This is a genomic window from Lentzea flava (assembly GCF_014648475.1).
Classification (GTDB): domain Bacteria; phylum Actinomycetota; class Actinomycetes; order Mycobacteriales; family Pseudonocardiaceae; genus Lentzea; species Lentzea flava.
The window spans coordinates 35,732-56,676 of the sequence record NZ_BMRE01000031.1; the positions used below are offsets into that span (position 1 = coordinate 35,732).

Annotated in this window: 14 protein-coding genes and 1 pseudogene; 8 read left to right on the plus strand and 7 right to left on the minus strand. The window is 68.1% G+C overall.

From position 1 onward, the window contains the following. The first annotated feature begins 13 nt into the window (after window positions 1-13). Complete coding sequence (locus IEZ09_RS28970; protein ID WP_189256959.1) at window positions 14-766, plus strand: lipopolysaccharide kinase InaA family protein; 753 nt, start codon at window positions 14-16, stop codon at window positions 764-766. Here IEZ09_RS28970 and IEZ09_RS28975 read toward each other — a convergent pair. Continuing rightward, complete coding sequence (locus IEZ09_RS28975; protein WP_189256960.1) at window positions 683-1,462, minus strand: ABC transporter permease; 780 nt, start codon at window positions 1,460-1,462, stop codon at window positions 683-685. The two genes, IEZ09_RS28970 and IEZ09_RS28975, sit on opposite strands and share 84 nt — an antisense overlap. Next, on the minus strand, window positions 1,459-2,397 hold the full coding sequence (locus IEZ09_RS28980; protein WP_189256961.1) for an ATP-binding cassette domain-containing protein: 939 nt from the start codon (window positions 2,395-2,397) through the stop codon (window positions 1,459-1,461). Before IEZ09_RS28980 ends, IEZ09_RS28975 begins: the two co-directional genes overlap by 4 nt. Before the next feature lie 92 nt (window positions 2,398-2,489). On the opposite strand from IEZ09_RS28980, the gene IEZ09_RS28985 reads away from it, so the two are divergent. Then, window positions 2,490-3,242 (plus strand): TetR/AcrR family transcriptional regulator, encoded by a 753-nt coding sequence (locus IEZ09_RS28985; RefSeq protein WP_189256962.1) that lies wholly within the window; start codon window positions 2,490-2,492, stop codon window positions 3,240-3,242. Between the two features lie 206 nt (window positions 3,243-3,448). Next, window positions 3,449-4,219 carry an anti-sigma factor family protein gene (locus IEZ09_RS28990; RefSeq protein WP_189256963.1) on the plus strand — a complete coding sequence of 257 codons (771 nt, stop codon included), beginning with the start codon at window positions 3,449-3,451 and terminating at the stop codon, window positions 4,217-4,219. A 67-nt stretch (window positions 4,220-4,286) separates the two neighbouring features. Here IEZ09_RS28990 and IEZ09_RS28995 read toward each other — a convergent pair whose 3' ends face one another. Genes IEZ09_RS28995 through IEZ09_RS29010 form a run of 4 tightly spaced genes read right to left on the minus strand, consistent with a single transcriptional unit; the run spans window position 4,287 to window position 9,797 of the window. After that, entirely contained in the window at window positions 4,287-5,714 is a 1,428-nt protein-coding gene (locus IEZ09_RS28995; RefSeq protein WP_229813046.1) for a nickel/cobalt transporter, read from the minus strand. Continuing rightward, entirely contained in the window at window positions 5,711-6,991 is a 1,281-nt protein-coding gene (locus tag IEZ09_RS29000) for a tetratricopeptide repeat protein (protein ID WP_189256964.1), read from the minus strand. Before IEZ09_RS29000 ends, IEZ09_RS28995 begins: the two co-directional genes overlap by 4 nt. 8 nt (window positions 6,992-6,999) lie before the next feature. Beyond that, complete coding sequence (locus tag IEZ09_RS29005; RefSeq protein WP_189256965.1) at window positions 7,000-8,598, minus strand: DUF4331 domain-containing protein; 1,599 nt, start codon at window positions 8,596-8,598, stop codon at window positions 7,000-7,002. Window positions 8,599-8,627: 29 nt separating this feature from the next. Beyond that, entirely contained in the window at window positions 8,628-9,797 is a 1,170-nt protein-coding gene (locus tag IEZ09_RS29010) for a pyridoxal phosphate-dependent aminotransferase (protein ID WP_189256966.1), read from the minus strand. Window positions 9,798-10,198: 401 nt separating this feature from the next. Between IEZ09_RS29010 and IEZ09_RS29015 the strand changes: the two genes are divergently transcribed. The 3 genes from IEZ09_RS29015 (at window position 10,199) to IEZ09_RS29025 (ending at window position 17,858) form a co-directional block, all read left to right on the plus strand. Further along, window positions 10,199-12,250 carry a DNA gyrase/topoisomerase IV subunit B gene (locus tag IEZ09_RS29015; protein WP_189256967.1) on the plus strand — a complete coding sequence of 684 codons (2,052 nt, stop codon included), beginning with the start codon at window positions 10,199-10,201 and terminating at the stop codon, window positions 12,248-12,250. A gap of 19 nt (window positions 12,251-12,269) precedes the next feature. After that, window positions 12,270-16,046, plus strand: a complete 3,777-nt coding sequence (locus IEZ09_RS29020) for a DNA topoisomerase (ATP-hydrolyzing) (RefSeq protein WP_189256968.1) — start codon at window positions 12,270-12,272, stop codon at window positions 16,044-16,046. Window positions 16,047-16,193: 147 nt separating this feature from the next. Then, window positions 16,194-17,858, plus strand: a complete 1,665-nt coding sequence (locus IEZ09_RS29025) for a pentapeptide repeat-containing protein (RefSeq protein WP_189256969.1) — start codon at window positions 16,194-16,196, stop codon at window positions 17,856-17,858. Between the two features lie 220 nt (window positions 17,859-18,078). Here the strand turns inward: IEZ09_RS29025 and IEZ09_RS29030 are convergent. After that, window positions 18,079-18,296, minus strand: a pseudogene (locus tag IEZ09_RS29030) (bifunctional 3-phenylpropionate/cinnamic acid dioxygenase ferredoxin subunit); the annotation flags it as partial. Window positions 18,297-18,468: 172 nt separating this feature from the next. Between IEZ09_RS29030 and glyA the strand changes: the two are divergent. Together glyA and IEZ09_RS29040 are read left to right on the plus strand one after the other, a co-directional pair. After that, on the plus strand, window positions 18,469-19,746 hold the full coding sequence (glyA, locus tag IEZ09_RS29035; RefSeq protein ID WP_301325897.1) for a serine hydroxymethyltransferase: 1,278 nt from the start codon (window positions 18,469-18,471) through the stop codon (window positions 19,744-19,746). A gap of 18 nt (window positions 19,747-19,764) precedes the next feature. Continuing rightward, window positions 19,765-20,850, plus strand: a complete 1,086-nt coding sequence (locus IEZ09_RS29040) for an S-(hydroxymethyl)mycothiol dehydrogenase (RefSeq protein WP_189256970.1) — start codon at window positions 19,765-19,767, stop codon at window positions 20,848-20,850. The last annotated feature ends 95 nt before the right edge of the window (window positions 20,851-20,945 follow it).

The following is a 20,945-nucleotide window of genomic DNA, read 5'->3' on the forward strand; positions in this document are numbered from 1 at the left end:
TGGAGGTGGTTGTTTGTTCCGGTTGCTGGAGACCGCCGTCCGCATCGAGCCCCTGGAGGGCGCCGGGCTCACCAACGTCCTGCACCTCGTGACGCTGGCGGACGGGCGCAAAGCCGTGCTGCGGCGACCGAAGGTGGCCCGCGACCTGCCGAAGTTCGTGGTGCCCGGCGCGCCCGCGATCCTCGCCCAGAACGCACGCGGCGACGTGCTCGTCGAGTACGTCGAGGGCAGGACGCTCGCCGAGGCGTTACCGGTGTCCGACGAGGTGTGGGCGCGGATCGGCAGGGCGTTCCGGGTGATCCACCAGATCGGCCTGCTGCACAACGACGTGAACCTCCACAACATCATCGTCGGTGAGCACACGGCCACGCTGATCGACTGGGACAACCCTGGCCAGGGCAACCCGCTCGACGAGCTCGCCGCGTTCGAGGAGCACCTCTACCTGCACGGAACCGCACTGCCGCAGGCGTTCTGGACCGGCTACGGCCACACGCCGGACCTGAACCTGCTGAGGACCCACCGCATCGCGGGCTGCATCGGCTGGCTCGCGAGCGAGGACTGGCAGGAGTGGGAGGACGACGGCACGTTGCCGGAGCGCAAGAAGGAGATGGTCCGGAACTGGCGGAAGCTGCTCGCGCGGTGGCTCGCCGACCAGTTCCGGACCGATTTCGTGGAAAGCGGGCTAGCGGCTGAGGTTGCGGTACTTCAGCACCGACAGCGGCCAGAAGATCGCCACGAACACGGCGGGCCACAGCACGGCCAGTAGCAGCGAGTGCTGCGCCGCCCACGAGTCGCCGCCGACGCCGGGGTTGCCGAACAGCTCCCGTGCGGCCGCGACCGTCGACGACAGCGGGTTCCACTCGGAGACGGCCCGCAGCCAGCCCGGCATCAGCTCCGGCGAGACGAACGTGTTCGCGAACATCGTCAGCGGGAACAGGAACATCCACGACGCCTGCGCCGCCTCCGGCTTGACCAGCAGGCCCAGGTAGATGCCGACCCACACCAGCGCGAACCGCAGCCAGAGGAACAGCGCGAACGCCGCCAGCGCATTGAGCAGTCCGTCGTGGAACGACCAGCCGATCACCAGGCCGCACAACGCGAGCACCAGCAGTTCGAGCGACGAGTTGACCAGGTCGGCGATGCTGCGCCCGGCCACCACCCCGGTCTGCGACATCGGCGAGGCGCGGAACCGGTCCGTCACGCCCCGGTCGGCGTCCATCGAGACCATCATCAGCGTGGTGCCGACGCCGAACGCGATGGTCTGGCCGAACATGCCCGGCAGCAGGAACTCGATGTAGTCACCGCCGCCGAAGACGTTCATCGCGCTGCCGAACACCAGCCCGAAGATCAGCACCGAGATGATCGGGTAGGCGAGGTTCGCGAACACCCTGACCGGTTCGCGCAGCCAGTGGATGAGGTCCCGCTTGGCGACCACCCACGAGTCGATCACGGCGTACCTCATGCGCGCACCTCCGCCCGGTGTCCGGTGATGGCCAGGAAGACCTCGTCCAAAGTGGGCCTGCGCAACGCGATGTCCTCCGCCTCGACACCCCGCGACGCCAGCCCCGACGTCACCCGCGTCAGCGCGGCCACCCGGTCGGTCACCGCCGCGCTAACCCGGAAGCCGTCCGGGTCCACCTCGGCGTCGTGCCCGAGCACCTCGCGCACGACCGGCAGTTCCTCGGACGTTCTGACCACGACCTCGATCCGGTCGCCGCCGAGCCTGGACTTGAGCTGGTCCGGCGTTCCCTGCGCGGCCACGCGGCCGGTGTCCAGCACGACGATCTGGTCCGCCAGCTGGTCGGCCTCGTCCAGGTACTGCGTGGTGAGCAGGACCGTGGTGCCCTCGGCGACGACCCGCTTCACCTCCCGCCAGACCTCGCCGCGGTTGCGCGGGTCGAGGCCCGTCGTCGGCTCGTCCAGGAACAGCACCGACGGCCGCATGATGAAGCTCGACGCCAGGTCCAGGCGCCGCCGCATGCCGCCCGAGTAGTGCTTGGCGCGCTTGTCCGCCGCGTCGGTGAGCCCGAACTGCTCCAGCAGCTCGTCCGCCCGCGCCTCGGCCTGGCGGCGCGAGAGGTGGTAGAGCCGCCCCCACATCACCAGGTTCTCCTTGCCGGTCAGCACGTCGTCGACGGTGGACTGCTGTCCGTTCAACGCAACCTGACTGCGCACCTGAGGCGCCTCGCGGGCCACGTCGAAGCCCGCCACCTCCGCGCGGCCGCCGTCCAGGCGCAGCAACGTGGCCAGGATGCGGACCGCCGTCGTCTTGCCGGCGCCGTTCGGGCCGAGCAGCCCGCACACCGTTCCCGCCGGCACGGCCAGGTCGAACCCGTCCAGCGCCGCCTTCTGGTCGAACCTCTTGCGCAGGCCTTCCGCGAACACCGCGTGCCCCACGACTTCACCCCCGTGTGTACAAAGTAAGCAGAGTGTACGTTGTACACGGCACTAGGATTCACACGCAAGGCAGCTGTGAACGAGGGGGCTGGGTGAAGCAGGACGACCGGAACCGCAGCGTGCGCCTGTTGTGGGAGCCGGACGCACAGGTGACGCGGGAGCCGAAAGCCGCCCTGAGCAGGGCGCGCGTGGTCGAGGCCGCCATCAAGGTCGCCGACGCCGAGGGCATCGGGGCGCTGACCATGCGCCGCGTCGCCGAGACCCTGGGCTTCACCACCATGTCGCTGTACCGGCACGTCCCCGGCAAGTCCGAGCTGCTCGACCTCATGGTCGACGCCGTGTGGGGCGAGACCGAGCACACGCCGAAGGGTCCGTGGCGCGCGGGCCTGGAGTTCTACGCGCGGCAGATGTGGTCGATGTACCGCGCTCACCCGTGGTTGCTGCAGCTCACCAACGCGCGGCGGATGCCGGGCCCGAACGCCATGACCCGCCAGGACGCGGCGTTCGCGGTGGTTTCCGAGCTGGGGCTGAAGCCGGAGGAGATCGTGGCCGTCGTGACGACGGTCGGCCAGTTCGTCGCCGGCGTCGGCAGGACGATGGCCGACCGGGTCCTCGCCGAACGGGAGACCGGGGTGAGCGAGGAGGACTGGTGGAACGACCGGGACGAGCTCTGGGAGCACTTCACCCCGGAACGGCTGCCGATGATGACGCACATCTGGACCACCGGCGGGTACGAACGGCCGTTGGACGAGTTCGAGTTCGGCCTTGCTCGGGTGCTGGACGGTCTCGAGGTGTTCATCTCCGCAGAGGATCGGCCGGTAGTTCGTCGAGAGACGTGCCTGTAGCCATACGAGACGACTTGAGCCGCCGATCGAGTGAAATGCCCAGCTCAGACAGCCCATGAACGGTAGTTGCGCGGTTACGTAATGCCATTGTTATGAGCGGACAGAATGAACTCGTTCGCGAGCTGAACCGACCACTCCTATCTCCGCGTTTTCCCGTATGACACCGTTTCGCCGCGGGGGTCGAATCGGGACGACGAGGAGGTCGTATGACAGCTGGCGCGCACGACGCGGTCACCCTTGGCTGCTACGCGCTCGGCGTTCTGGACGCGCACGAGAGTCTCGGCGTGGAGCAGCACCTGAAGGGCTGTCCGCCCTGCCGTGCGCAGGTCGCCGACTTCCACCGGATCCGCATGGTGCTCGACGAGGTGCCTCGCGAGGCGTTCCTGCACGAGCTCGAAGCCGACCTGCCCAAGCCGTCGGACCTGGTGCTGCAGCGTGCGCTGCGGCAGATCCGGCACGAGTCCGCCATTCCGCAGCCGCGGGTGGCGGCTCCGCAGCCGAGAGCCAGCCCGCCGGCGGTGGAGGAGCTTCCCGAACCGCAGCACGCCAAGTCCCGGCGCTGGCCGGGCTACCTCGCCGCCGCGGCAGTCGCCGCGGTGGTCGCGTTCGGGGGTGGTGCCGTGTTCATGCAGAACCAGTCACCTGGATCGAGCACGACGGCCACTCCCTACACGGGTGAGGCGACGGCAAGCGGGGGGATCAGGATGGTGGCGGAGATGACGCAGTCGTCGCAGGACCGCTACCTGGTCAAGGCCGAGGTCATCGGCCTGCCGGCCGCGCAGAAGTGCAAGCTGATCGTGGTCGGGGTGGACGGCTCGAAGACCGAGGCCGACTCCTGGATCTCGTCCGAGAAGGCGAAGGTCGAGGGCGCCAACAGGTCGGGCATGGTGAGTGTCCCGCCGGAGAAGGTGAAGTCGGTCGTGGTCGAGAACGCCGAGGGCAAGACGTTCGTGGCGGCGAACCTGCAGAAGAAGTAGGGGGCAGAACGGACAAAGGGGCCCGGATTCCACTGGAATCCGGGCCCCTTGCTTACATTGATGTAATTCAGACGGCCTGCAATGTGAGCCATGCTCCCACCACGATCACCATCGCGGCTGTGCCGACGGGCGCGTAATGAGATAGAGCGCGGGTGGCACGGCCGTCCAGGATTTTCTCGACGCGTTCCCTGGCTTTCACCAGCAGCAATCCCACGGCGGTGAGGGTCGCGGCCATGCCGAATCCGTAACCGAGGACCAGCAGGACACCGAACCACGTCCTGCCCAGCGCCATGGCCCCGAGGAGGACGACGAGCGCGGAGGGTGACGGAACCAGCCCGTTGGCCGCTCCCATGCCGATCAGGCTTGCCCGGCTGTACCCGTGACCGTGCCCGGTTTCGTGCCCATGTCCGTGCCCGTGGCCATGCCCATGACCGTGGCCATGCCCATGACCGTGGCCGTGCCCATGACCGTGGCCGTGACCGACGCCCGCGAGCGCGGGCTCCTTCGTCGTGGCCGAGCGCAGCAGCATCACGCCGATCACCGTGATCAGCACGCCGCTGACCAGTCCGAGCCAGCGCAGCACCTGCTCGCCCGCCAGCGCGGACGAAGCACTGATGACCAGGCCGAGCACCAGCACACCACCGGTGTGCGTGGCGGTCACCGAGGCGCCGACGACGAACGCGTCCCTCGGCCTGCCCTGACGACCGGCGAGGTACGCGGCGATGAGTGTCTTGCCGTGGCCGGGCAACGCCGCGTGCGACGCGCCGAGCACCAGCGACAGCAGCAGAGCCAGGAACCCCAGCCACGGCGTGAGCTCGTCGCTGCCCAGGATGTCGTTCAGGGCGGATGCCGTGACGCTCAACGACTGGACGGGGGAGCCGGAGGCCTGCTTCGGTTCGGAGCCGCTGCCCGGCTCGGCGGTGAACGTGACCGACCGGACGTCCATCGGGTTGCTGAGCAGGTCTTCCGGGTACGTGCGGAGCTCGTTGCTGATGCTCTCGGTCGGTACCGTCGAGCCGGTCAGCCTGATGCCCGTGCCTGCCGCGGTGATCTCGCGCCAGCCGACCCGGTCGACGTTCGACTCGTCGCGGAACTCCAGCCTGGCCGGGCGGCCGAGGTCGACCTTGGCGGTGAACTCGCAGACCAGCCTGGTCGTGCTGAGGTCGGCCTGGCCGGTCGGGTGTTCCTTGGTGGCGCCGGCGAGCGTCCAGGTGATCTGCCGGCCGTCCACTGTGGATCGATCGGTCCTGGAGACCTCGTCGCACCACTGCTTCGCGTCCCGCGTCTTCAGGTTCTCCTGCAACGTCGGGATCTCCGCCACGTCGACCACGGATCTGAGGTCGACGCGGTCCGGGTGCAGGTGCAGGCCGTGGTAGTGGTTGACGCTGAAGTTGCCCAGCGGGTGCGCGGACGCCTCGCCGTTGAGGAAGAAGATGCCCGCCAGCAGCAGGGCGACGACCAGGACGGGCCGCACGACCCAGCCCGACAGGCTCACCGGCCGCCTCGCAGCTCGGCGAGCTTGCGACCCGCCTTCAGCGCGTGCAGCGGGGAGAAGTTCGCGTTCAGCCGCAACGCCTGCACCAGCGCCTCCTGCGCCTCGGCGACCCTGCCGAGCGCGGCGAGGATCATGCCGCGGTGGTAGGAGAACGTGGCGTTCTGCCAGCCCAGCGCGTTGGCCTTGTCCGAGTACTCCAGCGCTTCGGCGTCGCGGCCGTTCATGTGCAGCGCCCACGCCATCGCGTCGGCCACGAACACGCTCTGCCTGCGGCTCCACTCGGCCTCCGCCCGGCGCAGGGCCTGCATGCCGTCACCCCGGTCGGCGGCCACGAGTGCCGCGGCGAGGTCGTCGGAGGCGCCCTGCGACTCCATCAGCCGTTGCTGCTCGGACAGCACGTCGTACTGCCTGGCTGCTTCCTCGGTCCTGCCGTTGGCCTCCAGCAGCTCCGCGTACTCCTGCAGGTACTGGGGCAGCGGCGCGCGGGCCACGAGCCTGCGGTAGGAGTCGAGCGCCACCGGGGCGTCACCCCGTGCCGCCGCGACCTTCGCCATTCCCTGAGTGAGAGTCATGTCGTCTCCTCTCGCCGCCAGTCCCTGCTCGTAGTGCTGCGCGGCTTCGTCGAGCCGGTTGTGGTCGAACGCGAGTTCGCCCAGCCGGTAGCGGCAGAACGCGATTTCCTCGGGGGTCGTGGCAGCGGTCAGCGCGCGCGTCATCGCGTCGCGCGCGCCGTTGACGTCGCCGTGGAGCTCGAGGTGGAAGGAAGCGCGGGCGAACGATGCCGTGCTGGGCTTGAGGTCCAGCATCTTCTGCACCGCGTCCTGGGCGCCCGCGTCGTCGCCGAGCTGCGTCAACGCGTCGGCCAGCACGCCGTACGCCTCCGCGGAGGAGGGCAGGGCGGCGAGTGCCTTCAAAGCCCAGTCACGGGCGGTGTGGAAGTCGTGGCGGGCATTGGCCAGCGTGCCCATGCCGATGGCGGCGAGGCCCGTGTCGCCCGCGTTCTTCAGCGCGCCCTCGGCCTTCGCGTAGTACGCGGGATCGGCCGTGACGCGCGCCAGCTCCACATAGGACGCACCGAGCTGGGCCCAGGACGCCTTGTCCTCCGGCAGGGTGTGCAGCCGCTGCTGCAGCTGGTGCACCACGCGGTGCATCCGGTTCTGCTGCGCCACGGCCGGAACAGGTTGCTCGCCTCCGGCCCTGCTGTCGGCAGGACCGGAGGCGGCGAGGTGGACAAGCGCCGCGGTGGCCAGGAGACCCACCGCGACCGCTTGCCTCATTTGGTACTTCACTTCGAGTGCGACCCGTACTTGCGGATCTGCTGCTGACGCTTGCGCCACAACCAGAAGCCCGCACCGAACACGAACGCCGAACCCACCGCGGTGGTCATCGCCATCGGGTCCAGGCTGCCGATCTTGCCGACCGGGTTGACCGCGACGTTCGCCGTGGTGCCGGACGCGTTGACCGCGGTGCCGTTGCGGGGCAGTGCCACGTACGGGAAGTTCGCCTCGAACGGCTGGTCGTTCGCGTCGACCTTGTCACCTGTGGCGAGCGCCTCGACGATCTTGCCGGACGCCGCGGCACCCTCCACCGCCTGCACGGCGATGTCGACCACGTCGTCGGCGAGCCGGCGGCCGTTCGGGAAGCCCTGGGTGTCACCGGCGAGCAGGCCGAGACGGTTCGGGTTGGGGTTCGGGTCGATCATCAGGTTCAGCCGCAGCATCTCCGCCGGGCGGAACCGCCGCTGGTCGACGTCGGCGTTGTTGACCTGCGAGTTCAGGTCGGCGTTGATCTGGCCGCCCAGCTTCTTCGTGACACCGGTCAGGAAGATCTCGGCCAGGTCGTCGCGCTGGCCCTTCGGCGCCGGGATCTTGTAGATGGCCTCGATCAGCTTCGGCAGCTCCGGGTTCACCACCCGGTCGACGAGCTCCTTCACGCCGGCGTCCTGGTCGGGGCGCAGGCCGTTGAACGCGTCCTTGAGACCTGCCGGGGCCACGACCTCGTTCACCAGCGGGTTGCCCAGGCGGGAGACCTGCACGAAGTCGCCCTGCGGCTCCGCCTTGCCCGGCGAGAGCTTCAGGCTGCGGCGCTGCGTGGTGCTCCAGATGCCGATGTTCGGGTTGCGGTGCACGTCGTTGCGCAACGCCAGCGCGTGCTTGGGCAGCTGGATCGCGATGGTGTTGACGTTGTAGCCGCGCAGCGTGTCCTGGCCGACCTCGCTCAGGTTGCCGCCGTAGAGCAGGTCGAACACCCGCAGGTCCGCGAAGAACGCGTCCTCGGACGGGCCGACGTAGACCTTGCCGCCACCTGGGATCTGCACGACCGCCTGGTCCCGCAGCTTCCTGAAGTCCGGCATCGACGCGGGCCCGTTGGGCGACGGCGCGACCGGGGCGTTGTTGACCAGCTTGACCTTCTGGCCGTTCTGGTAGATCGCCTCCAGGTCGTAGCGCTGGCGGAACAACAGGTTCTCGTCGTCCAGCGAGTCCACGACACCGTTGGTGTAGAGGAACGTGTTGTTCTTGCGCCGGTCGTCGTTGCGGAACTGCCAGCGCAGGATGACGTCAGGCTTCGCGTCGCCGTCGTTGTCGACGTTGAAGTCGTACTGCGCGTCCTCGGCCCACGGGAAGAAGTTGGGGCCGCCGTTGGGTTCCTGGAACCCGGACCAGTTGCCGACCAGCGTCACGGTGTCCTTGTGGTCAGGACTGACGAACGCGTAGAGGTCCGTGTTGTCCACGGCCGGATCGCCCGCGATGAGCGGAGCCTCGCGGTGTGACGAGGCGGTGGCGTTCGTACCGCCGAACATGGCCGCGTTGAGCAGTGTGGCGGCCACCAGCGCGGCCGCAGCCACCTGGCCGCGCCGACCGCTGAGGACGTGCGGTGATGACATTTCCGGATCTGCCTTTCGGTTTCTTGGACTCAGGCGCTGTGCATCAACAGCGACGGTTCGCTGGAGTGGCTTGGTTGTTCTGTCGTCCACCTCGCTTGGGTGAAGTCGCGGATGCCCTCGACCAGCCGGTCGACGTCCCGCTCGGGCCGCACCACCAGGCGCGCGAAGCGGCTGCTCATGCCGAGCTTGTTGCCGCACTCGCGGATGAAGACCTGGTGCCGGGACAGCAGGTGGTCGCGCAGCTCGCGGCCGTCCGTGCCGCCGCCGAGCTTGACCAGCAGGAAGTTGGCCTGCGACGAGTACACGGTCAGATCCGGGATGCGCGAGAGCTCCATGCCCATGCGGTAGCGGTCGCGGCTGAGCAGTCGCAGGCTCTCCGCGTACTCCGCCTCGTGCTCGGCCAGCATGAACACGACGGTTTCCGCGAGAGAGTTGAGATTCCACTTCGGCAGTGCCTGCCGCATCTTCCCGGCGAGACCGGGGTTCGCGACCAGGTAGCCGAACCGGATGCCGTGCAGGCCGAAGTTCTTGCCGAGGCTCTTCAGCACGACCACGTTGGGCCGGATGGACGCCTCTGCCGCGACCGACGGGTTGCGCTCGACCTCGACGAAGTCGATGAACGACTCGTCGATCACGACCAGGTCCAGGTCGGAGAGCTCGTCCATGAACCGGACGATCTCCCGGCGCGGCAGGTAGCCGCCGTCGGGGTTGTTCGGATTGCAGATCACGGCCGTGCGCGATCCGCGGGTGCGGATGAACTTGATGTACTCGTCGACGTCGAGCTCGAAGTTGTTGCTCTCCTGGAGCAGGAACATGTCGACGCGCTTGTTGCTCTCCATCGGCTGGTCGGTCCACCTGCCGAAAGTGGGGATCGGGATGGCGACGCTCTCGTGGATCCACAGGTGGTCCATCCACGTGATGAGCTCGGTCGATCCGTTCGACATGGCGATCGTGGCCGGGTTGAGCCCGAGCACGTTCGAGAGCTGCTGCGCGATCTTGGACGAGTCGCTGGGGTAGAACTTGAGGACCGATTCGAGGTTCTTCGAGAGCTCCTCGAACATCTCAGGGGTCGGGAAGTACGGGTTGCACGGGATGCAGAAGTCGACGAGTTCCCCGGCACCGGTCCGCGTCAGCTCGAAGTAGGACGGGCTGTGCGCGGTCTGCTGGAAAAGACCCGCCGAGTCCACACCATGGCGCACGCGATCACTCCGTCCCCTCGGTCCGTTGTTGACAACGGGGCATACGTGCCGGTGTTCGTCACGGTTCACGGGTCAATTTCGGGAAGGTCTCGACGAGGTCACGCGCGCAACCTCGGGCTCGTCCGCCCGTCGCCGCACCCCGACTGTCCACAAAGGATTCTTTGGGCGGGACGGCCCCTCCGCAGGTCCCGGCCGGTCGTTCACGGTCGAACGGCACCGCGGGGTGCCCGGACACGTGAATTCGCCCTCAACACCTGTTTTCGGACGCTGCCGCTGGTCAGCGGGGGTGTGAAGGTCGAATGGGCGATTCGAGACGGCCGCCACAGCGGCGTCCTGCAAATAATTGTCGGTGCGGCCGGATACCCTGCAGGCAGTCCGCACACAACCAGGGAGAAAGACCCGTGACCGCAGAGACCCTGTACGGGGCCGACGACCTGACGCATCTCGAGGGTCTCGAGGCCGTCCGCAAGCGGCCAGGCATGTACATCGGGTCGACCGACAGCCGGGGCATCAACCACCTCTTCAGCGAGATCGTCGACAACTCCACCGACGAGGGCGTGGCCGGCCACGCCTCGAAGATCGTGGTCACGCTGCACGCCGACGGCAGCGTCCAGGTCGACGACGACGGCAGGGGCATCCCGACCGACGTGCACGCGAAGTCCGGTCTGTCCGGTGTGGAGCTCGTCCTCACCAAACTGCACGCCGGCGGCAAGTTCGGCGGCTCCGGCTACAAGACCTCCGGCGGCCTGCACGGCGTCGGCGCCTCGGCCGTGAACGCGCTCTCCCACCGTTTCGACGTCACAGTGCGGCGTGGCGGCAAGGTGCACGAGATGTCGTTCGCCCACGGCGTGCCCGGCGTCTTCGACGGCCCCGGCCCGAAGGCGAAGTTCACCCGCCAGGGCGGCTTGAACGTCGTCGGCAAGATGAAGCGCAACGAGTCGACCGGCACCTCGATCCGCTACTGGTACGACGCCCGCTACTTCGAGAACGGCGCGTCCCTGGACGTCGAAGCCGTCCGCATGAAGTTGCGCAACACGGCGTTCCTCGTGCCCGGCGTCACGTACGTGCTGCGGACGGCCCTGGAAGACACGATCTCCGAAGAGGTCTTCCACTACCCCAACGGCCTGACCGACATGGTCGAGTTCCTGGCGCCCTCTGGCGACCGCGCCGTCTCGGGCACCCTCGTGATCACCGGCTCCGGCACCTACTTCGAGAACGCCGCCGACGAGAACGGCGTGATGCGGTCCAAAGTGGAGCGTCAGGCCGAGGTCGAGGTGGCCCTCCGCTGGGGCACCGGCTACGAGCGCACCGTCGAGTGCTTCACCAACACCATCCGCAACATGCACGGCGGCACCCACCGCCGCGGCTTCGACCGCGCGGTGCTGAAGGCGATCCAGGACGCGATCTCCAAGACGCGAGGGCTGCTGAAGCCCAAGGAGGAGATGCCGACCCTGGACGACGTGCTCGAAGGCATGACGGCCGTCATCCACGTCCGCATCCCGGAGCCGCAGTTCACCTCGCAGACCAAGGACGAGCTGTCCACCGCGGGCATCACCAAGGTTCTGCAGGGCATCGTCGACCAGCAGATCCGAGCCTGGACCGAGGACCGCAAGACCAAGGTCGAGGCCAAGACCGTGCTGCAGAAGGTCGTCGACGCCTCCCGCGTCCGGCTGACGCAGAAGCAGCAGAAGGACGCGGCGCGGCGGAAGACGGCACTGGAAGGCGCGGCGATGCCCGCCAAGCTGGTCGACTGCCGGACCACCGGTGTTTCGCGCAGCGAGCTGTTTCTCGTGGAAGGCGACAGCGCATTGGGCTCGGCCAGAATGGCGCGCGTCTCCGAGTACCAGGCGCTGCTTCCCTTGCGCGGCAAGATCTTGAACGTCCAGAAGGCCTCGCTCGCCGACACACTGCGCAACGCCGAGATCGCTTCCATCGTCCAGGTCCTGGGCGCCGGCACGGGCCGCACGTTCGACATCTCGCAGATGCGGTACGGCCGCGTCATCCTGATGGCCGACGCGGACGTCGACGGCAGCCACATCCGGACGTTGCTGATCACGTTGTTCGCCAAGTACATGCGCCCGGTGATCGAGGACGGCCGGCTCTACGCCGCGATGCCCCCGTTGCACAAGGTGATGACGAGGGGTCGCAACCCCGAGACGCACTTCACCTTCACCCAGCGCGAGATGGAGCAGAAGGTCGCGCAGCTGGAGAAGGCGGGCAAGCAGGTCGTCACGCCGGTGCCGCGGTTCAAGGGTCTGGGCGAGATGGACGCGGACGAGTTGTGGGAGACCACGATGAACCCGGCGACCCGCAGCGTCCGGCGCATCACCATGGACGACGCCGAAGCGGCGGAAGAGGCGCTGGAACTGCTGATGGGTGAGAAGGTCGAGCCGCGCCGCAACTGGCTCGTCGAGTCCGCCGCACGGGTCGACCAGTCGGCCATCGACCTCTGAGACAGAAAGAGCAACGACAGTGGCACGCCGCAAGGGACCCACGACCAAGGTCGACCCCGCCGCGTTCGACCGGGCCGGCGCGAAGGTTCTCGACAACTCGCTGAAGACGGAGATCGAGGATTCGTACCTGGAGTACGCGTACTCGGTCATCCACTCGCGGGCACTGCCGGACGCGCGGGACGGCCTCAAGCCGGTGCACCGCCGCATCCTGTTCTCGATGCAGGAGAACGGTCAGCGCCCCAACACCCCGTACGTGAAGTCGTCCCGCGTGGTCGGTGACTGCTTCGTACGGGGCGCTCTGGTGTCGACACCGGAGGGGCTGAGGCCGATCGAACAGATCGAGGTCGGTGATCTCGTGCTCGACGGCGGCGGTACGCCGGTGCGGGTGAGCGAGGTCTACGAGAACCCTGTTTCCGATCTCGTGCGGATCACCTGGTCGAACGGTCGCACGATGCTCGTCACCCCCGGGCAGCGTTTCCGGACCGTCGAGTCCGACCTGTCGATCGGCTGGACCGCGGCGACGGACCTGGCCGGTCGGCAGACGATCGGGTACGGCGCTGCCCGGCAGGCAGGTCTTGCGTCGGACGCCGGTGACGTCACCGCGTATGTCCAAGGGCTCATCGTCGCCGAGGGATTCGCCGTCGATCGGAAGCGTGCCGCCGACGGGCGAGTGCGCATTCACATGTGCGATGCCGAGCCGCTCGACGTCGCACACGGTTGGGCGATCCTCAACGGCGTCAACGTCACGCGTGGCAAGCGTGTCGCGAAGAACCCGAAGCACAAGGATCAGCACATCCTCACCTTCGCGCGCCATGAGACGTTGCTGGAGGCCGGAACGCCGCTCAGCGACCAGAAGGTCGTGCCGCCGAGCGTGCTGGCTGACCGGTCCGCGTGGGCCCCGTTCATCGCGGGCTTCTTCGACGGCGACGGTTACGTGCGCAAGCAGAACCGCGAGATCGTGCTGGTCAGCACGAGCCAGAGGTTGATCGGGCAGCTGCACGGCATGCTCGCGGACGCCGGCATCCACGGGCACCACTGGTCGCGGGCCAGCACGACCGGTCACAAGACACTGCTGGGGCTTTCGGTCTCCGGGCGTGACGCTGCGGCTCTGGCTCTGGCGTTGCTGCCCTGGACGAAGATCGGCCACAAGCAGGACGGCCTGCGTCAGGTTCTGTCCATCGGCTATCGCTACGGCGGCAAGCAGGGCAACGACCGGCTGCCGTGCGCACCGGTGATGGCGGAGTTCTCCGCTGCTCACCGGGGAGGTGGCTGGTTCCGCGACACCGAAGGCGTGGCGTTCCGGGCGTCGTTGGGCCCGGATGTCCGCTATGGCAAGGACCGCCACGGCAAGGAGCTCGCCGAGCGCTTTTTCCAACTCGGGCGCGCGCATGAGGACGGTTGGATCGAGAAGCTGCGCCGAATCGGCTCCCCGCTGGCCGCACACCTGGAAGCGTTGTCGGGCTTCAGCTTCCTCGAAGTGACGTCGGTTGAACGGGTCGCGCCCGACACGACCTACGACATCCAGGTCGCGACCGAGGAACACGCGTTCGTGGTCGACGGCCAGGTCGTGCACAACTGCATGGGCAAGTACCACCCGCACGGTGACACGGCGATCTACGACGCGTTGGTCCGCCTCGCGCAGGACTTCAGCCTCAACGAGCCGCTCATCGACGGTCACGGCAACTTCGGTTCCCCTGACGACGGCCCGGCGGCGAGCCGGTACACCGAGTGCCGCATGTCCCCGGTCGCCATGCAGCTGGTCAGCGAGCTGAACGAGGAGACGGTCGACTTCCGGCCGAACTACGACGGCTCGCTCGAAGAGCCGTCGGTGCTCCCCGCGGCGTTTCCGAACCTGCTGGTCAACGGCACGTCGGGCATCGCGGTCGGCATGGCGACGAACATGATCCCGCACAACCTGCGCGAGGTGATCGGGGCGGCGCGGTGGCTGATCACGCACCCCAACGCCGGCCTGGACAAGCTCATGGAGTTCGTGCCCGGCCCGGACCTGCCGACCGGCGGCATCCTGCTGGGCCTCGACGAGGTCAGGAAGGCCTACGAGACCGGCCGCGGCGTGGTCCGGATGCGGGCGAAGGTCGAGATCGGCCCGCTGGAGGGCAGCAGGGGACGTCAGGCCATCACGGTCACCGAGCTGCCGTACGGCGTGGGGGCCGAGCGGATCGTCGAGAAGATCACCGACGAGGTCAACAAGTCCAAGCGGCTCACCGGCATCGCCGACGTCAAGGACCTCACCGACCGCGAGAACGGCATCCGGCTCGTCATCGAGTGCAAGGTCGGGGTGAACCCGCAGGCGTTGCTCGCGGACCTCTACCGGCTCACGCCGATGGAGCAGTCGTTCGGCATCAACAACCTGGTGCTGGTGGACGGGCAGCCGCAGACGCTCGGCCTCAAGGAGTTGCTGGAGGTCTTCCTCAAGCACCGGTACGAGGTCGTCACGCGGCGCACGAAGTTCCGCCGCCGCAAGCGCGAGGAGCGGTTGCACCTGGTCGAGGGTCTGCTCAAGGCCCTGCTCGACATCGACAAGGTCATCAAGCTGATCCGGGGCAGTGAGAACGCCGCTGCCGCCAAGGACGGCCTGATGAAGCAGTTCAAGCTGTCGGAGATCCAGGCCTCCTACATCCTCGACACGCCGCTGCGCCGTCTCACCAAGTACGACAAGCTCGAGCTCGAGAACGAGCAGGACAAGCTGAACAAGGAGATCGCGGAGCTGACCGCGATCCTCGAGGACGAGGACGTGCTGAAGAAGCTCGTCTCGACCGAGCTCGCGAACGTCGCCAAGGAGCTGGGTGGCGACCGCAGGACCAGCCTCATCGACGGTGACCTCAAGGAGGTGCTGGCGGCGTCCAAGCCCGCCGGTCCGCTGGAGGTCGCGGACGACCCGTGCCAGGTCATCCTCAGCGCCACCGGGCTGGTCGCGCGCACCGCGGCCGAGTCGGAGGAGGTGTCGGAGGGCAAGCGCCGGGCCGGTCGGGTGAAGCACGACGCGGTCGCGGCGGTGGTCCACTCGACCGCGCGCGGCCAGGTCGTGCTCATCACGAACCTCGGGCGGGCGTTCAAGACCGACGTGTTGCCGTTGCCGGTGCTGCCGGAGCAGAGCGGAACGGTCAGCCTTCGCGGTGGTATGGCGGCGAGTGAGCTGGTGCCGCTGGAGAAGGGCGAGAAGGTCGTCGGCATCGCGCCGCTCGACCCGAAGGACTCGCCGGGTCTCGCACTGGGCACGCGACAGGGCACCGTGAAGGTGTGCGCGCCGGAGTGGCCGGTGCGGTCGGACGAGTTCGAGGTCATCACGCTCAAGGACGGCGACGAGATCGTCGGCGCCACGTGGCTCACGGACGGCACCGAGACGCTCGCGTTCATCAGCAGCGACTCGTCGTTGCTGCGCTACGACGCGAAGCTGGTGCGGCCGCAGGGTCTCAAGGGCGGTGGCATGGCGGGCATCAACCTGTCCGGCGACGCGCACGTGGTGTTCTTCGGGGCGATTCGCACGGACGACGACGAGCACGGCGAGCCGATGGTCGTCACCTCCTCGGGGCAGAGCGTCAAGGTCACCCCGTTCAGCGAGTACCCGGCGAAGGGCCGCGCCACGGGTGGTGTGCGGTCGCAGCGGTTCCTCAAGGGCGAGTCGCACCTGGTGCTGGCGTGGATCGGCAGCAGGCCCGCGGGCGCGGACGACAAGGGCTCGCCGGTCGAGCTGCCCGACGTCGACCACCGGCGCGACGGCTCCGGTCACGCGCATCCCGGTCCGGACGTCATCGGGCACTTGATCGAGCGGGACTAGTTCGCGGGTTCGAGACCGGCGAGGGTGAGGCGTTGACAGCCTTCCTCGCCGGTCGGCCCTGTCGACCAGCGGTAGGCGTCTCGGCACGCGGCGTCTCCGAATGGCTGAACTTGGCTGATATCAGGGGCAAGCCCGCGGTCCAGCGCGATGATCGAGAGCGTGTCTGATTCTTCCGCACGGAGGTCCGCATCATCGCTGGTGTCGCCTCCGCACACGTCGCGGCCGTTGTTGCCGAAGTGGATCGTGCCGGCGGTTGCGGTGGTCGTGCTCGCCGCGGCAGGAGTGGCGGGATGGCTGTTGTGGCACTGGGTCGACACATTGGCCTTGGCTGATCCGGAGAAGAAGGCCACCGCACAGTTGGACGTGGTGAAGATCGCCGCGTCGATCGTGGTGGCTGGGGGTGGTCTGTTCGCGTTGTATTTGGCGGTGCGGCGGCAGCGAACACAGGAATTGGAGCTGGAAGCTCGCCACGCCGAACTCCGCCACCGGCAGTCCGAGCTGGATCAGCGTGATCGGATCCAGGCTCACACCGAGCAAGTCGCAGAGACCAATCGCCTGCATGCCGAACGCGTCGCGACCAACACGGAGTGGGACGCCGCCGCGCGTCGCGTGACCGAGCTCTACAGCACGTCGGTCGGGCAGCTCGGCTCAGACCGCGCAGCCGTCCGGTTGGGCGGAATGTATGCCCTGGAACGCCTCGCCCAAGACAACCCTCACCAGCGGCAGACGGTGGTCAACGTGCTGTGCGCCTACCTCCGCATGCCTTACTCCGCGCCCGGTGACAGGCCGGCGCTTCGGCGAATCGGAGGGCTCCGAGCCCCGTTCAAATCCTCGCCACGCGGTTTCTCGGCGATCGCGCCGGCCTCGACACCGCGTCCAGGAGCCGACGAGGAGCTTCAAGAGCGGGAGGTACGGCTCACGGCTCAACGTCTGCTCGCAACCCATCTGATTCCCCAGGTCGTGAACAACGGTTCGACCTGGTCATTGGCCACGTTCTGGCCGGACATCGACCTCGACCTCTCCGGCGCCACCCTCATCGATTTCGTCCTGAGCGGTTGTGCGGTCCGGACCTTCCAAGCTGATCGCGCTCGGTTCATCGGACCCACCAGCTTCGCTGGAACCGCGTTCGCCGGCTTTGTGACGTTTCCCGGTGCGACGTTCACCGGACCCGTCGACTTCGAGGGCGCAACATTCGCAGGCCCCGCCCATTTCGACGGGGTGACCTTCGGCGCCAACGCTCCCGCGACCTTCAACCGGGACTACCGCTTTCATCCCTTCGACGTCGGTTTCCGGAACGCGAGGTTCACTGCGGAGGCCACCTTCAGCAACGCAACGTTCACTGGGGCCACCAGCTTTGAGAACGTGGTTTTCGCGGGGATTCCGAAGTTCTTCGGAGCGAGGTTCAGCTGGACGACCACGTTCAGTGGAGCGAGGTTCGAGGGAGCGGTCTTCGCGCGCTCGAGCTTCGCCGGGCACGCCGGGTTTGAACGGGCCACGTTCGAGGGCGTGACCAGCTTCGACAGCGCGAGGTTCTCCGGCGAAACCCGGTTCGATGAGACCAGGTTCGCGGTGACGACGTGGTTCCGGGATGCGACGTTCGACCGCGAACCGTGGTTCGACGGTGCGCTGGCCAAGTGGTCCGAACGAACGTGGGGACGGCCTTCGACGTGGCCGCCGGGTTGGCGTCTCTCAGACGAGCCCGTCGCCGTCGAGGGGTCAGATGGTTCCTGGCGTGCCCTCGAGCGGATCGAACGTGACGAACCGGTGGACCATGATCGGCTCGCCCGAGCCGGGGAAGATGCAGGGTCTTGAGCTGATGTCAGCAGTGCCGGTTGCGTTCTTCGAGGCAGACGCCAAATGCGGGCGGCTTGCACATGTTGTCAGTTAGGACGCGATCGTGAGCTGCCGGCGCATCCGGCCGAAGAGCTTGGCGTTGTTCATGGCGAGGACGCCGACGAGGGTGCCGGACCTTTGCGGACCTGCTGCACGGAGTGGAGCCCGGCCAGCGAGGCGCCTGTCACGACGACGGTTCTCATGCGACGGCCTCGTGGCTGGTGTCGACGTAGATCATGCCGTCCCGCACCACGACCGGGTACGTGCGGACGGGCTTCTTGGCGGGCAGGCACGTCGGCATGCCGGTGCGGAGGTCGAAGCTCGCGGCGTGCAGCGGGCATTCGACGAAGCAGCCCTCCAGCCAGCCCTCGGACAGGGAGCGTCCTGGTGGCTGCAGGTGTCGTCGATGGCGTAGAGGCTCGCCGCTGTTTCAGGGCTGTGACCACGCGGAACTCGGCGGTTTCGGATGACTCCGTCCGTGCGACAAGGGCTTGACAACGGTTCGCCGCGAGACTCACTGTGATGCGCCGCAGTTGCATAATGCGAACAAGGTTGCGTATTACGGAACTCGCTCGGAAGGGTTGGCCCGTTGTCGCTCTCCGTTTCCGCCTCTGTCCTGGATCAGCACCTCGACGATCTCGACCCCGAGGTCGCCACCGCGATCCGCGCCGAACTGCTCCGCCAGCAGTCGACGCTCGAGATGATCGCGTCCGAGAACTTCGCGCCGGTCTCCGTGCTGCAGGCCCAGGGCTCGGTGCTGACGAACAAGTACGCCGAGGGCTATCCGGGACGCCGGTACTACGGCGGGTGCGAACACGTTGACGTGATCGAGACGCTCGCGATCGAGCGGGTGAAGGCCCTGTTCGGCGCCGAGCACGCCAACGTGCAGCCCCACTCGGGTGCGCAGGCCAACGCCGCGGCGATGGCGGCGGTGCTCCAGCCCGGCGACACGATCATGGGGCTGGACCTCGCGCACGGCGGTCACCTGACGCACGGCATGCGGATCAACTTCTCCGGCCGGCTCTACAACGTCGTCGCCTACCACGTGGACCGCGAGTCCGGGCGCGTCGACATGGCCGAGGTCGAGCGGCTGGCCCGCGAGAGCAACCCGAAGCTGATCATCGCGGGCTGGTCGGCCTACCCGCGGCAGCTCGACTTCGCCGCGTTCCGCCGGGTCGCCGACGCGGTCGGCGCGAAGCTCATGGTGGACATGGCGCACTTCGCCGGGCTGGTGGCGACAGGCCTGCACCCGAGCCCGATCCCGCACGCCGACCTCGTCACCACCACGACGCACAAGACCCTCGGCGGCCCGCGCGGCGGAGTGGTCTTCTGCACGCGGGAACTGGCCAAGAAGATCGACTCCACGGTGTTCCCCGGTCAGCAGGGCGGGCCGTTGCAGCACGTCATCGCGGCCAAGGCGGTGGCGTTCAAGATCGCGGCCGGCGAGGAGTTCCGCGAACGGCAGCGGCGGGTGCTCGACGGCGCCCGGATTCTGGCCGAACGGCTCACGCGGCCCGACTGCGCAGAAGCCGGGGTGAAGGTGCTCTCCGGAGGCACCGACGTGCACCTCGTGCTGGTCGACCTGGTCGAGTCCTCATTGGACGGACAGCAGGCCGAGGACCGCCTGCACCGCATCGGGATCACGGTCAACCGCAACGCCGTCCCGTTCGACCCGCGGCCGCCGATGGTCACCTCCGGCCTGCGTGTCGGCACGCCCGCACTGGCCGCCCGCGGTTTCACGGCCGAGGACTTCACCGAGGTCGCCGACATCATCGCCGCCGCGCTCAAGCCGGTGTTCGACGAGACCGAGCTGGCCGCGCGCGTCGCGGTGCTGGCCGAGAAGCACCCCCTCTACCCCCACCTCTGAACGAGTCAGGAGAAGCGAGTGGCACACGCGGTGAACGGTGTCGTGGCGGCGGGGCGCGGAGCCGAGGTCTCGGTCGAGACCGTCCTCGTGCCGGACCCCGGACCCGGCGAGGCGCTGGTGAAAGTGCAGGCCTGCGGGGTCTGCCACACCGACCTGCACTACCGGGAGGGCGGGATCAACGACGAGTTCCCGTTCCTGCTCGGGCACGAGGCCGCGGGGATCGTCGAGGCGGTCGGTGACGGCGTGACCGACCTGGAGCCCGGTGACTTCGTGATCCTCAACTGGCGCGCCGTGTGCGGTTCGTGCCGCTCGTGCCTGCGCGGCCGGCCGCAGTACTGCTTCAACACCCACAACGCCTCCCAGCCCATGACGCTGGCCGACGGCACCCCGCTGTCCCCGGCGCTCGGCATCGGCGCGTTCGCGGAGAAGACGCTCGTCCACAGCGGACAGTGCACCAAGGTCGACCCGAAGGCACCGGCGGAGGTCGCGGGCCTGCTCGGCTGCGGTGTCATGGCGGGCATCGGCGCCGCGATCAACACCGGCGGGGTCACCCGCGGCGACAGCGTGGCGGTGCTCGGCTGCGGTGGTGTCGGTGACGCGGCCGTCGCGGGCGCGCGGCTGGCCGGTGCGCGGACGATCATCGCCGTCGACCTCGACCCCGCGAAACTCGAGTGGGCGGAACGGTTCGGAGCCACGCACACGGTCAACGCCCGCGAGCAGGACGTAGTGGAGACGATCCGCGAGCTCACCGAGGGCAACGGCGCCGACGTCGTGATCGACGCGGTCGGCCGCCCGGAGACCTTCAAGCAGGCCTTCTACGCGCGCGACCACGCCGGAACCGCCGTGCTGGTGGGCGTGCCGACGCCGGACATGCTGCTCGAACTGCCGTTGATCGACGTGTTCTCGCGCGGTGGCGCGGTGAAGTCGTCCTGGTACGGCGACTGCCTGCCCAGCCGCGACTTCCCGATGCTCATCGACCTCTACCTGCAGGGCAGGCTCGACCTCGGGGCGTTCGTCTCGGAGACGATCGGCCTGGGCGACGTCGAGAAGGCGTTCGCCGACATGCACCACGGCCGCGTGCTGCGTTCGGTGGTCGTCCTGTGAGCGCGCGGATCGAGCACCTCGTCACGTCCGGGACGGCGCGGAGGCGCCCCGGCTCGACGACTGGGCCAAGCGCGGTCACTGACAGCCCACCCCAC

What these genes read in the sequence shown, in the direction of transcription:
- IEZ09_RS28990 (WP_189256963.1), top strand. Translation starts at nt 3,449, where the DNA reads ATGACAGCTGGCGCGCACGACGCGGTCACCCTTGGCTGCTACGCGCTC.
- IEZ09_RS28975 (WP_189256960.1), bottom strand. Translation starts at nt 1,462, where the DNA reads ATGAGGTACGCCGTGATCGACTCGTGGGTGGTCGCCAAGCGGGACCTC.
- IEZ09_RS29025 (WP_189256969.1), top strand. Translation starts at nt 16,194, where the DNA reads ATGATCGAGAGCGTGTCTGATTCTTCCGCACGGAGGTCCGCATCATCG.
- IEZ09_RS29000 (WP_189256964.1), bottom strand. Translation starts at nt 6,991, where the DNA reads ATGAGGCAAGCGGTCGCGGTGGGTCTCCTGGCCACCGCGGCGCTTGTC.
- IEZ09_RS29005 (WP_189256965.1), bottom strand. Translation starts at nt 8,598, where the DNA reads ATGTCATCACCGCACGTCCTCAGCGGTCGGCGCGGCCAGGTGGCTGCG.